Genomic DNA, 15,492 nt, shown 5'->3' on the forward strand with positions numbered 1-15,492 from the left:
CTTCTCTCGTAGGGATCGGCCGTGCGCACACGGTTCAGAGGCGGGCGGGGCCGGACGGCGCGATGCACCGCCCAGCCCCGGCGTCTCAGCCGCAGTTCGCGGTCGGGTACACGGCTTCGGCCGTGACCGTCACCGGCGCTCCTCCGATGTGCGCAGTAGCGGTGAGCGTCATGACGCCACTCGGGATCGAGGCCTCGCGCGTCGTGAACGACGTCGACGAGCTCTTGCCCGCGGCGATCGACGCGAACGCCTTCGAGCCGTACGGCCCACTCACCGAGACCGCCACCGGGATGCCTTCCGCGTTCGTCACCGACAGCACCTGGAGTACCTTCCCCGCCACGCATCGGGCGGTGACGGACCCGGTGACATCCAGCGCGGGCGCGGTGACGGTCACCGTGGTGGAGACCGTGCGATTCGCCGGAGCGAGCCACTCGGCATCCGTCATGTCGAGAACAGGACTGTCGTCCTGGCGGAAGTACACCATCCGGATGCCCGCATCGCGGGTGCCGTTCTGCGTGGCTTTCGCGTGGAAGACGTTCAGCAGGTTGCCGTCGTCGTCGTACGTGTACGAGTTGTGACCGGGACCCCAGTTGTCGGCGAACGGCCCCTCATAACTCCAGACGGGATAGCTGCGGGTGTTCCATGCGGATGCCTCGAGCAGATCGGCACCGGACGCCGCGGTGGTGAGACCCACCGCATAGGTCCAGTCGATGTTCGAGCCCGAGAACGTGATCATCACCTTGCCGTCGCGCTGGATGACGAACGGCCCCTCGGCGACTGCGGATGTGTTGTCCGACCATCCGGCGTCGGGGTAGACGATCGTCGATCGTCGGCTCGACAACTGCCAGGCGCCGGTCGCCGACGGGGTGACCTCGGCGATCTTCAGTACTGCCGGTCCGGTGGACGGCGAGATGACCCGCTCCGACCAGACCACGTAGTCGGTGCCGTTGTCCTCGAAGTGCGTCATGTCCAAGGTGATGCCCGTGCCGTAGGTCGTCAACGGCTGCCCGTCGGCGTCGACGACGCGCTGCGGTGCCGCCCAGTCGGCGCGCACGAGCGGATTGCCGCCCGGCGTGAGTCGCATCGAGTAGGACTGCACCCCCGTCCACGAGTTGGCGCTGTTCGCGTTGGCCGCGAACAGGATGTACAGGTCGCCGTCGACGACGTGCAGTTCAGGCGCCCACAGCTGCGAGTTCACCGAGGTGCCCGAGAGTCCGTATCCGAGGATGCGGTTGTCGGGAGCGCTCGCGAGGCCCGCGATGGTGTCGGCCTGTCGGATGAAGAACTCGTCCTGGCCGTTGTCATCGGTCGAGATGAACAGCCACGTCTTGTCGCCGTTCGGCAAGGTGTACCGCAGGACGTGCGGATCGGCGCGGTTCGCGATCAGCGGGAAGATGGTGTCGGAGCGCTGAAGCGTGCCGTTCACGGTGTACTCGCCCGGCGTCGAGGTGTCGACGGCCGAGGCGTCCCAGTTCACCCGGAACTCATGTGTGCCGCCGTCGGAGTAGTCCGCCGTCACCTTCTCGGGCAGTTCCAGCGTTCCGCCCGCGGGGATCGTCACGTCCTCCGGGGCCTGCAGGCCCGTGTTGCGAACTCGCCCGAGCAACTGGTCGGCAGAGCTCGCCTCGGCCGCGGTGAGCGGGATGATCGATGCCGTCTCGGCGTACGTCACGTTGATGCCGCCGGTGCGTCCCGTGGGCTGCTGGCCGGTCTTGACCGCCTCCACCGAGCCGAAGTCGACGGTGGTCCCGGTCAGCGACGAGCCCGCGGCGGCGGTCCACGCGACGCGATACGCGCTCACGCGGGAATCCCACTCCGCCGAGACCGCACCGGTCGCGCCCTGGCCCGGGAGCGCGAGGAAGGCGACCTCGGTCCAGTCCGCCAGATCGGGTGACGTGAAGACGAGCGCGCCGGCCGCGTCAGCCGCGCCCGTGTCGTTCGTGCGGCGCGCGATGAGGCCGAAGCCCTGGTCGTCGGCGAGCCGGAACAGGTAGGGCTGAGCGAGGTAGCGCTTCGTGCCGTTGTTCGTCTCCGTCATGTCGCTGACGGTCGGGAAGACCACGCCTGCGCCCGAGTTCAACGCCGTGTAGGTCGTGCCGTCGGCGCTCAGCGCGAGGTGGCCCGAGCGGGTGACCTCGGGGTCGTCGCCGCCGCGGGTGTTCTTCGATGTGGTGTAGGCCGCCAGGCGCGAGGCGCCGTTCTCGGCGATGCGCACGTCGATCTGCGTCGTGGCGGCATCCGTGCCGGTGCCCACGACGGCTTGCAGCTTCGCCTCGCCCAGCCCCGTGGCCGGTGCCGTGGCGATGGCTCCGCCGGCGACCGAACCCGCACCGGAGACGTGCGACCAGATCACCGGCAGGCCGAGCGCGGTGGCCGGCAGGACATACCCCTTCTCGAGCACGGAGGGCAGCAGCAGCGTCTCAGCGGCGCGTGCCGACTGCTCGGCGGCCGTCGGTGCCTTCAGCACCGTGACCGGGAAGCTCTTGGTCGCGGTCTGTCCGCGCACCGTTGCGGTCGCCGTCAAGGTGACGCCCGTGTCGGCGGCCGGCCGGGTGACCTGACCGTTCGCGGCCACGATCCCCGAGGGGGAAGAGGTCCATGCGATCCCGCCGGTCGTGGGCAGCACCAGGTCGGACTCGACCTGCGCGAGGTCCTGCGCGTTCGCGGCGGCGAGGTCGATCGCATTCGCGGTCTCGGCGGCCGATGCCGTGGCATCCGTCGCCGATGCGGTCGCGATGTCTGCTGCGGACAGCGCCTCGTTGTACACGCGGAACGCCGAGACGCCGCCCTGGTAGCGCGAGTCGCCCGCATAGGCGCTCCTGCCGATGAAGTTCATCGTGTGGGTCGTGAGGTCGCTCAGATTGACCGTCGAATCGGTCTTCTGGGCGACCTGCACGCCATCGATGTACAGCCGCAGCGTCGAGGTCGTGCCGCCGGTGTTCTTGGCGATCGTGGCTGCCACCGACTGCCATCTTCCTTCGGCCAGCCTGGTCGCCGAAGTGACCGACTGCTCGCCCGACCAGTTCCCCTTCGAGATCGCCACGCGCGGCGCGACCGGCTGGACGAAGAACTGGCCCGTCACCGCGTCGCCCGACCCGCCGATGTTCCAGAGGAACTTCGATCCCGTCAGCGCGGTGGGGCTGGTCTCGATGACGATCGTCGCCGCACTCTGCCCGGAGAGCAGGTTGTCCGGCAGCTGGACGTGGTTCGCGCCGTTGAACTGCATGTAGCCGCCGCGCCATGCCGCACCCCCGACGACGGTGCCGTCGCGACCCGCGCCCGAGATGTCGTGCAGCACGGTGCCACTCGTCTCGGAGAAGTCGTACGACGCCAGGAGCGATGCCGGCTCGGCGGCGGTGGCCGCCACCGGGCCGGTCATGCCGACGGTGCTGGCCACCAGGGCGATCCCCAGTGCGCCGGTGAGCAGCTTCGCCCTCCGTCGCTTGCGCGCGTCCTGCGAAATCCGCATGCCCGCGTTCTCTCCTCGATTCACTGCGACTTCCTTCTTGATCCTCGACGAGACGGGAGGCGTCTCACGTTGCATGGGAATGATCAGCCGCAGGTCGCGGCCGGGTATGCGGCATCCGTCTCGATCGTGACGGGTTGTCCGCCGACGATCGCGGATGCCGTCACCGACACCGTGCCGGCCGGGATGGCCGCCAGACGCGTGCTGAACGTCGTGGACGAGCTCTTGCCCGCCGCGACGGACGCGAACGTCTTCGAGCCGTACGCGCCGGTCGCCGTCGCCGTGACCGGCGCGTCCTCGGCGTTCGTCACGGTCAGCGTCTGCACGACCTTGCCCGCGACGCATCGCATGCCGGCGACCGCCGTCACATCCAGCTCCGGCTCGGGCTCGCCTTCGACCGTCACGGTCACGGTCACCGAGCGGTTGGCCGGCGCGACCTCCTCGTCGGCTTCCATGTCGAAGACCGGGAGGCCGTCGGCCGCCCAGTGCACGCGACGCACGAACGTGTCGCGACCGGACTTGCCGTTGTCGTCGGTGCGGGCGTGGAAGACGTACAGCAGGTTGTCGTCCTCGTCGTGCGACCACATGCCGTGACCCGTTCCCAGCTGCCACTCGCCGTTGAACAGGCCCGACTTCTGGATCGGGTAGTTCAGCCTCGTCCACGAGGCGGGGTCGGTGAGATCCACGCCGTGACCCGCGGGTGCCGTCACCAGCCCCGTCGTGTAGGTGTCGCCCACCGTCGAGCCCGAGTAGATGAGGTTGAGCACCCCGTCGTGGGCGTACACGTTGGGGCCTTCGGCGATGGTGTTGTCCCACGCGTACTCGGGTGCGAGGATCCGCACCGGCGCCGAGGTGAGACGGGTGGGGTCGGCGGGGTCCATCTTCGCGATGAAGATCGAGCCGAGCATCTGCCACGAGTAGTACGACTGGCCCGAGTCGGTGAAGTACGTCATGTCGAGCGAGATGCTCTGCACCGGGTTCAGGATCGACCCGTCGGCGCGCACGACCTTCTGCGCCTTGGTCCAGTTCGCCGGAACCGCCGGGTCGAGGTCGTTGCCCTGGGCGTCCTGCTTCAGCTGGATGATGCTCGCGCGCCCCGTCCACATGTCGGGCCGTGCGTTCGAGCCGTTGTAGCAGGGCATGAACAGGATCGACAGACGGTCGGCGATGACGTGGAATTCCGGAGCCCAGAAGCATCCCGTCATGGCGGCGCCGTCGGCATCCGTGTCGCCTGCGCGCAGCAGGTCGACCTCGACGTTGTCGCCGCGCTCGATCGCGTCGTCCGAGAGGTCCTCGATGCGATCGGCCACGCGCAGCGGCATGTGCGCGCCGTTCGCCGGGTCGATCGGGTTGAGGTTGAGGTCCTCCGTCGCGATCATCAGGAACTTCTCCTGGCCGTTCCAGTCGAAGCGGAAGATCGACGGATCGGCGCGCTCGTCGGCGAACGGCGTCGGGTACTCGGCCTGCGCGATGCTGCCCGTCACCTCGTAGGTGCCGGGGGTGGCCGTGTCGACGGCGTCGACGGATTCCTGGTCCCACGTGATCGCGCGGCTGGACGACGAACCGTCGTCGTAGGCGAGTTCGGCACGGGCGGGCAGCGCCGCGGTGTCGAGCTCGTCGCCGGTGGCGACCGTCACGCCGTCGAGGGCGGCGACATCGGTGTTGACGACTCGGCCGAAGCGCACCTCGAGCTTCTCGGCGACGTCGCCCGCGATGGGCAGCGCGTTGCCGGTCGCGTAGTTCGGGATGCCGGAGCCGAGGTCTCCCGCGGTGGTCCCGACGGTGCCGCGCAACACGGGGCCCCGCGTGGCGACATCGGTGAGGTCGTCGAAGGTCGTGTACATCGCGGCGCCGGCGTCGGAGGTCCACGTGACGACGTAGCGATCGGACGCGGTGTCGAAGACCACCGCCGGGCCGTTCACGCCGCTCGTGACGCCGACGTCGACGAGTCCGACCTCGTCGAAGCTGCGCAGGTCCGCGCTCCGCGCGAAGAGCAGTCGAGAGGACTGGGTGCCGTCGGTTGCCCCGCCGCGCGCCGTGCGGGTCGCGACGACGCCGAAGCCGCCGTCGGCGAGGTAGAACGCGTGGGGATCGCGCAGGCTCCGGATGATGCCCTCGGTCGTGCCGCTGGCCGGGGGTGCGGTCGAGGTGCGGGCGAACCAGATGCCGTAGTTCTCGTTGAGCGGGGTCCAGGCGTCGCCGTCCTCGATCGCGAGGTGCATGCTGAGGGCGACGTCGGCGTTGTTCGCCTCGCCGACGGTCGTGGGCGTGCGGCTGTAGGCCAGCAGGCGCGAGGTCGATGCGGCCGGCAGCACGCGGACGGCGAAGACGCGAGAAGCGGATGCCCCGCTCGCCGTGTCGGTGACAGCCACGGTGATCTCGGCATCGGCCTGCTCGTCGGATTCCGACACGATCGTGTCTGCGACCTCGACATCGCCCGCAACCGCGGTCACCTCGACGGTCGTGCCTTCGGGAGCCGCGGGAAGGGCCGTGCCGGATTCGACGACGGAGGGGATCACGAAACGGCCGGCGAGACGCTCGGCGCGCGCCGCTGCGGTCTCGGTGGAAGGCAGCACGGTGACAGTGATCGTGGTGCTCGCCGAGATGCCCCGCACGGACGCGGTCGCGGTGAGCTCCACCTCGGCTGCGGCCTCGCCGGCGAGGGGCGGATTCACGGTGCCGTCCGCCGCGACGACGGACGGATCGGCCGAGCTCCACGTCACCCGGCCGTTCGCGGTGGGCAGATCGAGGTCGGTGCTCGTCTCGCGATCCGCGAGCGCGAGGGCGTCGAGGATGGCCTGCGCCTGGGCCTGCAGCTCGGTCGCGTGCACCTGCGCGTCGGCCGACGAGACCTCTGCCACTTCGCCTGCCGACAGCGCGCGGTCGTACACGCGGAACGTCGAGAGCGCGCCTTGGAAGAGCGGATCGGGCCACGGCGCGCGGCCGATCGTGTTGAGCGACTGGTCGACGACATCCGCCGGGGTCGCGCCGACGGCGCCGTGAGCGACGCGGACGCCGTCGATGTAGAGCGACGCGGTGCCCGCGCCGCCGTCGACGACCGAGGCCACGTTCACCCACTGGTTGGCGGTGACACCGCACGAGGACGACTGCACGAGCTGCTCGACGCCGCCCGTCTTGAGCCCGACGAGCGGCGAGCGCCCCGAACCGCAGTTGAGCGATGCGAAGAAGTATTCGGTCGCCGACGACTCGTTGCCGATGTTCCACAGGAAGTGGAAGCCGGCGAGCGTGGCCGCGGAGGCCTTGACCTCGGCGACGACGGTGGCCGACTCCTGTCCGGCGACGATCGCGTCGGGAAGCTCGACCCAGTTGCCGGTGGAGGTCTTGGCGCCGCCCCGCATCGTGAGCGAGGATCCGGTCCAGTCGGACGCCTGCACATTGCGTACCGTCGCTGCGCCCAGCACGGCATCCGGGGCGGTGTTCGGCACGGATGAACCCGAGGCGAGATCGAACACGTACTCGGCGATGAGCCCGTCGTCCGGCACATCTGCGGCGGCGCTGGTCACCCCCAGCCCGAGCACCATCGCGCCGACCGCGGCGAGCGCGGTCATGGTCTTCCGACTGCGGGAGGACACTGTCATTCCACTCTCCATCAAGTGAGGCCGGCCATCGTCGGAGCGGCTGTTATCGCTCACGTTAGCGGTAACCAAACGGATTTCGCCACTGTTCGTGACGGAAACCACCAACCGCGACAATTCCCGCCCGGAAATCCGCATCTAGGAATGTGAGCGCTAACGCGGTAATCTGACCGACGGCGCCCGCGAACAATCGCAGGCGACAGGCCGCGATGGAGAGGTTTGAGATGGCGATGAAGTCATGGCGGAGGGTCGGTGTTGCCGGTGCTGCGATCGCAGCGCTGGCAGTCGGCGTTCTGGCACCCCCGGCTGCACACGCAGATCCGGTTCCCGACGACCCGAATGTCGTCCTTCACTACGACTTCAGCACCCCGGGGGCGGTGACGGATGTCTCGGGCCACGGCAACAACGGCACGATCCTCGGAACCGGTGCCACCGTCGCGAACGGCGTGCTGACCCTGCCCGGAGGGGCGTCCAACAGCGGTGCCGGCTACGTGCGCCTGCCCGCAGGAATCTTCGACGGCAAGGACACGCTCACCATCTCGACGTGGCTGAAGAACGAGAACGTCGCAGGCAACTACGCCGCGATGTTCTTCGGGTCGGGCACCGGGACCTATCCCGCGCAGTACTGGCTCCTCAACCCGCGCAACCCGTCCGGCCGCTTCAAGACGGTCGTCACCAACGGCAACGTCCCCACGGCGCCGTGGGGCACCGAGTACGGCATCTCCCCCACGACGGCGTCGCAGGGCATCAACGGCCCCACCACCACGACCGACTGGGCGATGTTCACCACCGTCATCACGCCGACCTCGATCTCGGGGTTCTACAACGGCGCCTTCGTCGGCACCGTCCCCACGAGCCGCACCGTGACGCAGTTCGGAACCGGACTCGTCGGATACATCGGCCGCTCGACCTACGCCGACATCTTCTACAAGGGCGGCGTCGACGACGTGCTCGTCTCGACGTCGGCGTACACGCCGGCCCAGGTGGCTGAGCTCTACCACCTGAGCGATCGGACGACCGCCGATCAGACCCAGGCCGCCCTCGCCGCGGATGCCGACGCCGTCGATCTTCCCGCCGAGACCATCAGCGACCTCGTCCTGCCCGCCTCGGGCGCGAACCAGTCCCGCATCACGTGGGAGTCGTCCGCACCCGGTGTCATCGGCGCCGACGGCACCGTGACGCGCCCCGCGGAGGGTCAGGACGACGCCGTGGTCACGCTCACGGCCACCTTCACCCTCGGTGGAGCATCGATCACGCGCCCGTACGAGGTCACCGTCGCCGCGGTCGATCCGCAGCGCGACCTCGAACGCACCGCCGACACGTTCGACCTCGGCATCGAGGTCGTCACCGACGACATCGTGCTGACGGACGCCGTCGACGACATCGCCGTCTCGTGGGCCTCGTCCCACCCCGGCGTCGTGGCCGCCGACGGATCGGTCACGCGGCCCGCGGCCGACACCGAGGTCGAGCTCACCGCGACGTTCAGCCGCTCCGGGATCACCGCCGCGCGCTCGTACGCCGTGACCGTCCGGGCACAGAACGCCGGCCAGGCCGTCGCCTACGTGCGCACCGGCGACACCGCCAAGACCGAGGTGCTCCACCTCGCCGCCGCCGCGACGGGCGACTCGCTCGTCGCACTCAACAACAACAAGGGCGTGCTGTACCCGCAGTACGGCACCGGCACGTCGCGCTTCGCGAACCCGACCTTGTTCCGCAGCCCCGACGGCTCGTACGGACTGGTGGCGAGCGACAACGCATCCAACGGACGGATCTTCGTCTACCGCTCCACCGACCTCGTGACCTTCACCGACCAGAAGTGGGTGCAGACCAACACGGAGGGCATCACCGTGTCGCGGGCGGACGTGACGTACGACAACGGCATCCGCGCCTACCGGGTCGTGCTGCGCACGCCGGCCGGGGCCGCGTACGAGGTCACGACCGCGGACTTCGCCACGTTCACCGCTCCGGTGTCGATCACGGCCCCCTCGGTCTCCGCGCCGAGCGGGCTGCCGACGGGCGCGATCGAGGCATCCGCCCTCCCCGTGACGGCCGCGGAACTCGCGTTCCTGCAGAAGTCGCTCGGCCGGATCGTGAACACCACGGTCGACGCCGGAGACGACGTCGAGGTCGAGGCGGGCGGCGAGCTCGCCCTGCCCGAGAAGGTCGACCTGGGCTACTCGGACGGATCGAGCAAGCAGCTCGGCGTGGACTGGGACACCAGCACCGTCGACCTCGAGACCCCGGGCGAGTACACCGTGACCGGCACGGTCAACCAGCCGGTGTACGGCGACAGCAAGGGCATTCTCGTGCCCGAGCGGGCGGACCCGTGGGTCTTCCGCGACGACGAGCGCACCGGCGAGGCGGAGTACTACCTGACCGGTTCGTACCCGACGACGCAGACCAACGCCGGCGTGGGCTACGACCGCATCGTGCTGCGTCGCGCCGACTCGATCAACGGGCTGTCGACAGCGCAGGAGCAGGTGCTCATGTGGTCGCGCAATGCGGCCTCGCCCGACACCTCGAACGGCTCGAAGATCGCCACCGGCGCCTACCGGTACTTCTGGGCTCCGGAGCTGCACAAGATCGACGGTGACTGGTACATCTTCTTCACCTCGAGCCGCAGCACCGACGTGTGGAACATCCGCCCCGCGATCATGCGCGCACCCGGCGACAGCGACCCGATGGTCGCCTCGAACTGGGAGGAGCTCGGCTACATCAAGGCCGCGCCCGGCGACACCGCCGCCTTCGCGAACTTCTCGCTCGACATGACGCACTTCGAGGCGAACGGCAAGGACTACCTCGTGTGGGCCGAGAAGCCGGGCACCTCCGACCTGCGCATGGCCGAGATCGATCCCGCGAATCCGGCGCAGCTGACGTCGACCTCGATCCTGCTGTCGACTCCGAACTACGCGTGGGAGCGCGACGGGGGCAACGTCATCAACGAGGGCCCGGCGGTCATCAAGAGCGACGACGAGGTGTTCGTCTTCTTCTCGGCATCCGCGGTCAACGAGACGTACGCGATCGGGATGCTGCGCGCCCCGCTCTCGGGGAACCTCATGGATCCCGCCACCTGGTCGAAGACCGGCTACCCGCTGCTCACCTCCGACGACTTCGGCGGCCAGCAGAACGGCCCGGGCCACAACTCGTTCACACTGGACGAGAACGGCAACCCGGTAATCGTCTATCACGCACGGCCCCCCATCGCGGAGTGGATCCCGGGCGCCGACGGCGGGCTCAACGACCCCAGCCGCCACGCGCGCGTGAAGACGGTTCACTTCGCAGCCGACGGGTCGGCGGTGCTGAACCAGACCCGCGAGGAGGAGCTCGCCCCCGCCAATCGCGAGGTGTCGCTGACGGTCACGGTCGTGGGCGATCCCGAGCCGGAACTGGATGTGACGGCTGTCCTGGGCACGCGCTGCGTGGCCGGGAAGGTCGTCCAGACGCTGAGCGTCGCCAACGGCGAGGATGTCTCGGTGTCGGTCACGGCGACCGGACCGTACGGCACCAAGTCGTTCGCGTCGATCGCCGCCGGCAAGACGTCGTCCACCACGACGTTCACGACCCGCCTCGGTGCGATCCCCGCCGGAACGATCGCCCTCACGGCGACCGCGACGGTCGGCGGCTCGCCCGTCACGGCGGAGACGGATGTCGCCTATCCCGCCGCGACATGCGGCTGACCTGACCTGACCGCAACCCGCGAAGGCCCGTCCGATCCGGACGGGCCTTCGTCGTTCCCGCGGCCGTTCGGCTCGAGAGTGCACGAATCACCGGTCCACCTGCCGCTCCGTTGCCGTTCGTGCACTCTCGGCTTCCGGCGCGGAGCGCCTACCCCGGGGACGCGGAACGGCCCGCGGTCCGAAGACCGCGGGCCGTCCGTCTCACGTGGCTCAGCCGCAGCTGTACGCGGGGTACGACACCGTCCCCTCGTATTCGTCACCGGCGGCGGTGGATCCCGTCACTGTGACCTCGCCCGCGGCGACGCCGGCCACTCGCGAGGCGAAGGTCGACGACACGGTGCCGCCCGCCTTGACCGCCGTGAGGGTCTTCTGCCCGAAGGCGGTCTCGACGGTCACGCCGGCCGCCGCATCTGCGCCGTTCTTCACCGAGACGACGAGGGTGACCTTTCCCGCCACGCAGCGATACGACACGCTCGGCTCCAAGTCGAGCGTGTCGCCGACGAGCGTCGGCAGCTCGACCGTGACGTGCGTCTCGACATTGCCCGCGGCATCCTGCGCCTGCACGTGCACGTAGCGGGGCTCCTCGGTGAGCTGCACCGAGAACGGCTCCTCGTACGTGGCGTACATGTTGTTCGTCTCACCCGTCGGCGATTCGTCGGGCCCATCGGACCACACGGTGCGCGTGACCCCCGAACCCGGCTCCGCGTCGGTCGGCGCCAGCGTCACGAGTGCGGAGGTGCCGTCCACGACGATCCAGTCGATCCCGGTGGTCGGGGCGATCGTGTCGACCTTGATCGACTCGGATGCCTCACCCACCGCCTCGTCGTCGCTCGTCGCTCGGGCGCTGACCGTGACATCGCCCTGCGCCGAGACCGCGAACGGCTCGGTGTACGGGTTCCAGGTCTCGCCGTCGAGGCTGTACTCGATGCTCGCGATCGGGCTCGCGGTCTCTTCGGCGGTCACCGTCACCGTCGGTGCGGTGGTGTACCAGCCCGACCCCTGCGGCGCGGTGTCGAACTCGATCGACACGATGGGCTCGGCCTGGCTGAGCGGCTCGACCACGAACACCGTCGCGACCGCGCCCGGACCATAGCCGTCCACGGCCCCCGCGACGTCGAAGATCGCGTCGGCCTCGGCGTACGCCGTGGGATCGATCGCCTCCCAGTCGACGGCGACCGCGCTGCTGGCGGTGCCGTCGTCGTACGTCGCTCGCACGGTGTCGGGGAGCACCGGCTCGACGCCGGGTGTCGTGATCGTCGCGGTGTAGTCGATGCTCTCGATCGCGTCCGACAGCTCGTCGGCCACGAAGACGGATGCCGCGACCGACTGCCCGTCGTAGCCGGCGGGGTCGCCCACCACCTCGAACTCACCCGGCGCGGCGTAGCTCGCGGCGGGGATCGGCGCCCATTCGACGTCGACATAGCTGAGCGGACCGTCCTCGCCGATCACCCACACCCGATCGGGAAGGTCGGGCGCGGTGCCGGTGACGGTGCGCGCGGCGACCGGCTCGGACTCGAGGAACGCGTCCGGATCCTCGGGCTCGGGTTCGACGACTGCGGCGTTCACGCCCCAGACCTCCCACTCGATGACGCTCGTGGCCTTGCGCTGGCTCGAGAAGACGACACGGTCGAGCACGAGGCGCACGGCCGTCGTGGTCACCGCGTCGAAGTTCGCCTGCACGACGGGCTGCGACGCGACGGGAGCCGCCTCGTTGAGCACCGGAACCGGGTAGGCGAGGCTCGCTCCGGTGACCGGTGCCCATTCCCCGACGCCGGTGCGGTACTCCAGCTTCCATGCCGACGGGAGCATGACGCCCGAGTCGCCGTTGGGCGTCAGGTGGTTCTGCCACAGGAAGAGCTTCGACGAGCTCACCGTAACCGGGTTCTCCCACGTGTAGGTGGCGGTGTCCTGTGTGGGATTGCCCGGTGCGCCCCAGGTGCCCCACATCGCCGAGAGCGTGTTGGTCGCGCCTGCCGCGCCGTTGTTGAGCGCCGCGGACGAGTTCCACGACGGCACGTAGCTCACCTCTACTGTGGGCGCGTTCTCACCCGACGCGAGGGCGACGTTGAACGGCTCGTCGGCCGCCGACGCCGGCATCGCGGTGGCCGCGGCTCCCGCGATCGCGAGCGCGACCGCCACGAGGGCCGCGATCCTCCTCTTCGCACCGGCGCTGCCGGATCGAGGCGTGTGCATGGGTTTCCTCTCCATCGTCTTCGTCATCGTCAGCTCGCCCCGTCGATCGGGGCGCGGCCCGCGGCGAGCAGGACCTTCTGCCGGTTGCGGGCGGTGAGCAGGCCGGCGGCGACGTAGGCCGCGGTGACCTCTCCGACCGTGCTCAGGAACGCGGAGCGGCTCGCGAACGGGGCCTGATCCCAGACCTCGTCCAGCAGCGTCCGGCCCGAACGGCGCGGATTCGCAACGCCCGAGTCGTGACCCGCGAAGGTCACCGTCGGCTCGTTGCGCTGGAAGTACATGTGATACGCCACATCCCGCCCGTTGTAGGCCGGCTCGTAGCTGAGGCTGCCGATCGTGAACACGTTCGCCGCCGTCTTCGAGATGCCGCGGCTGACATTGCCCGTCAGGTCGAGGCGGTCCGCGAGCGACACCTTCAGATAGCTCGACGACGAGCTCGTGGCAGTGAGCACCACGGGGCCGTACATCAGCGTCTGGATGTCGGCGCGGTCGTACGACGGCTCGACGCGCACGGCGAGCGGGATCCGCACGGTCACCGTGTCGCCGACGGCCCATGTCCTCTCGAGGGTGGCGTAGGTGCCCGGCTCGGCCGCTACGCCCGCGGACTCGCCGTTGACCTCGATCTGGACGCCCGACGACCAGGCGGGCACGCGCAGATGCACGGTCAGCGGACCCGACGGCGCCGACTTCACCGTCAGCGTCGAGGTCTCCGCCTCGGGGTACGACGACACCTGTTCCAGTTCGAGTCCGGTCTCGTCCCACGTGAGCGTCGACGCGATGTAGAGGTTCACGTACAGCTCGGTCTGATCGGCCGAGCGGAAGTAGATCCCCTCCTGATACTTCACGTGGCTCTCGAGGCCCGTGCCTCCGCAGCACGTGCCGATGTTGCCGTTGCCGTACTCCTTGCGGGCACCCGGATGCACCGGGAACATGTACAGGTTCTCGGGTCCCGACGTGGACTCCTGGTTGCGACGTCCGCCCAGGATGTGGTTGAGGACGGTGCGCTCGTAGTAGTCCATGTACTTCGGGTCCTGCTCGTTGAAGAACAGGTAGCTGGCGACCTTGAGCATGTTGTATGCAGCGCACGACTCGGCGTTGCGCGGACCGATGTCGCCGGCCACGGCTCCGGCCGGGCCCCACAGCTCGCCCTCCCCCGTGCCGCCGTGGGCGTACGAGCGGCCCGGCACCACCATGTCGTAGAAGCCCTTGGTCGCGTCGAGGTAGTGCTCGTCCCCGGTCTCTGCGGCGAGCTTGATGTAGCCGGGGAACTGCGGGATGTGCTGGTTCGCGTGCTTCCCGTTGAGCGTGTCGGTGCCCGCCGCGCACGCATCGACAAGGGTGTGCAGCGTGAACAGCTTCGCCGCGTCGAGGAACTCGCTCTTCTGCGGATCGGCCGAGCGCCAGTAGAGCTCGACGAGCACCTCGTTCATGCCGCCGTACTCGCCGGCGATGTACGAGCCCCACATGCGGGCGAGCTGCGCGGGAGTGCAGGCCGACAGCCGGCTGAAGACCCAGTGGCCGATCCCCTCGGCGAGTGCGAGCGCCTGGTCGCTGCCTGCCAGGGCGTGCGCGTCGAGGAGTCCCGCGAGGATCTTGTGCAGCGTGTAGTACGGCGCCCAGATCTCGCCGTAGGGGGCGAACTCCTCGAGCGCCGAGAACTGCCACTCGCCGTACGCCGACAGGAAGCCGGGGTGCGAATAGCGCGCAGCGCCCGCCACCTGCTGCGCGGCGAGGGCCGCGCGGCACTCCTCGAGTCCCGTGACGATCGCGTTCACCTTGTTGAGCAGGGCGATCTCGCCGGTCGCCGCGTAGGCCATGGCGATGCCGCTGAGGAAGTGCCCTCCGTAGTGGCCGCGCAGGCATCCTCCGGCCCCCGCGGTGTTCTGACCGCGCGTGTACTCCGCCGGACCCCAGCGCTGGGCGTCGGGGTTGGGACCGTACTCCTCCCACCCGCCGGGCGGGGTCGCACCCTTGGTGTCGAGGCCGGCGTTGCGGCGGAAGACGGCCAGGATCTTGTCGACCGAGTAGGCGCGGTAGAGCACGAGATGCTGGTTCAGCGCACGCGTGAAGACGCTCTGGCCGAGCGACACCGAGGTGAGCGGGAACGGTCGCACGCTCCAGGCGTCGGGGTACACCAGTGTCTGGCCGGCGCGCACCACCTGCGCGGAGCGGGCGATGCCCGCGGCGCGGAAGGCGGACGCATCGCGCGCTGCCGCAGGGGCGGTGGCGCGGGCTGCGGCGGGGTCCAGGAGTGCGACCGCGGCGGCCATGCCGGCCAGTGCGATCCCTCCTCCGACGACGACGCTGCGTCGTGAGACCCCGGATTCGAATGCGGGTTTCATCGTGATTCCTTTCTCTGTCACGGCAGGGACGGATGCCGCGCGCCCGGGCACGCGGAAGAGACCCGCGCAGCGCGCGGGCGGGTGGGTTCGGAGGCGGATGCCTGGGCGAAAGAGCGACGGCGCCGCTCGGGCGGCGTCGGGTGCGGGACGGAACGGTCAGCCGGCGGGTGCGGGGTTCTCGCCAGCGCTCGAGCGATGTCGGCTCGTCAAGATCGTGA

5 protein-coding genes are annotated in these 15,492 nt (G+C 69.5%); 1 reads left to right on the forward strand and 4 read right to left on the reverse strand.

The features are described 5' to 3' along the window. Positions 1-85 precede the first annotated feature (85 nt). A complete protein-coding gene (locus KEC57_RS04655; protein WP_229383349.1) occupies positions 86-3,469 on the reverse strand; it encodes a family 43 glycosylhydrolase in 3,384 nt (1,127 codons plus the stop codon). Positions 3,470-3,552: 83 nt separating this feature from the next. Continuing rightward, positions 3,553-7,065, reverse strand: coding sequence for a family 43 glycosylhydrolase (locus tag KEC57_RS04660; protein ID WP_229383350.1), 3,513 nt, complete (start codon positions 7,063-7,065; stop codon positions 3,553-3,555). Positions 7,066-7,286: 221 nt separating this feature from the next. Between KEC57_RS04660 and KEC57_RS04665 the strand changes: the two genes are divergently transcribed. After that, positions 7,287-10,739 carry a family 43 glycosylhydrolase gene (locus tag KEC57_RS04665; RefSeq protein WP_229383351.1) on the forward strand — a complete coding sequence of 1,151 codons (3,453 nt, stop codon included), beginning with the start codon at positions 7,287-7,289 and terminating at the stop codon, positions 10,737-10,739. A 210-nt stretch (positions 10,740-10,949) separates the two neighbouring features. On the opposite strand, the gene KEC57_RS04670 is transcribed toward KEC57_RS04665, so the two are convergent. Continuing rightward, positions 10,950-12,932, reverse strand: coding sequence for an OmpL47-type beta-barrel domain-containing protein (locus KEC57_RS04670; protein WP_229383352.1), 1,983 nt, complete (start codon positions 12,930-12,932; stop codon positions 10,950-10,952). 29 nt (positions 12,933-12,961) lie between these two features. Continuing rightward, a complete protein-coding gene (locus KEC57_RS04675; protein WP_229383353.1) occupies positions 12,962-15,274 on the reverse strand; it encodes a glycoside hydrolase family 127 protein in 2,313 nt (770 codons plus the stop codon). Between the last annotated feature and the right edge of the window lie 218 nt (positions 15,275-15,492).

This window comes from Microbacterium allomyrinae, assembly GCF_020682705.1.
GTDB lineage: Bacteria > Actinomycetota > Actinomycetes > Actinomycetales > Microbacteriaceae > Microbacterium > Microbacterium allomyrinae.

Bases quoted from the DNA above. Each gene is read 5' to 3' on its own strand.
- KEC57_RS04655 (WP_229383349.1), bottom strand. From the start codon at position 3,469: ATGCGGATTTCGCAGGACGCGCGCAAGCGACGGAGGGCGAAGCTGCTC.
- KEC57_RS04660 (WP_229383350.1), bottom strand. From the start codon at position 7,065: ATGACAGTGTCCTCCCGCAGTCGGAAGACCATGACCGCGCTCGCCGCG.
- KEC57_RS04665 (WP_229383351.1), top strand. From the start codon at position 7,287: ATGGCGATGAAGTCATGGCGGAGGGTCGGTGTTGCCGGTGCTGCGATC.
- KEC57_RS04670 (WP_229383352.1), bottom strand. From the start codon at position 12,932: ATGCACACGCCTCGATCCGGCAGCGCCGGTGCGAAGAGGAGGATCGCG.
- KEC57_RS04675 (WP_229383353.1), bottom strand. From the start codon at position 15,274: ATGAAACCCGCATTCGAATCCGGGGTCTCACGACGCAGCGTCGTCGTC.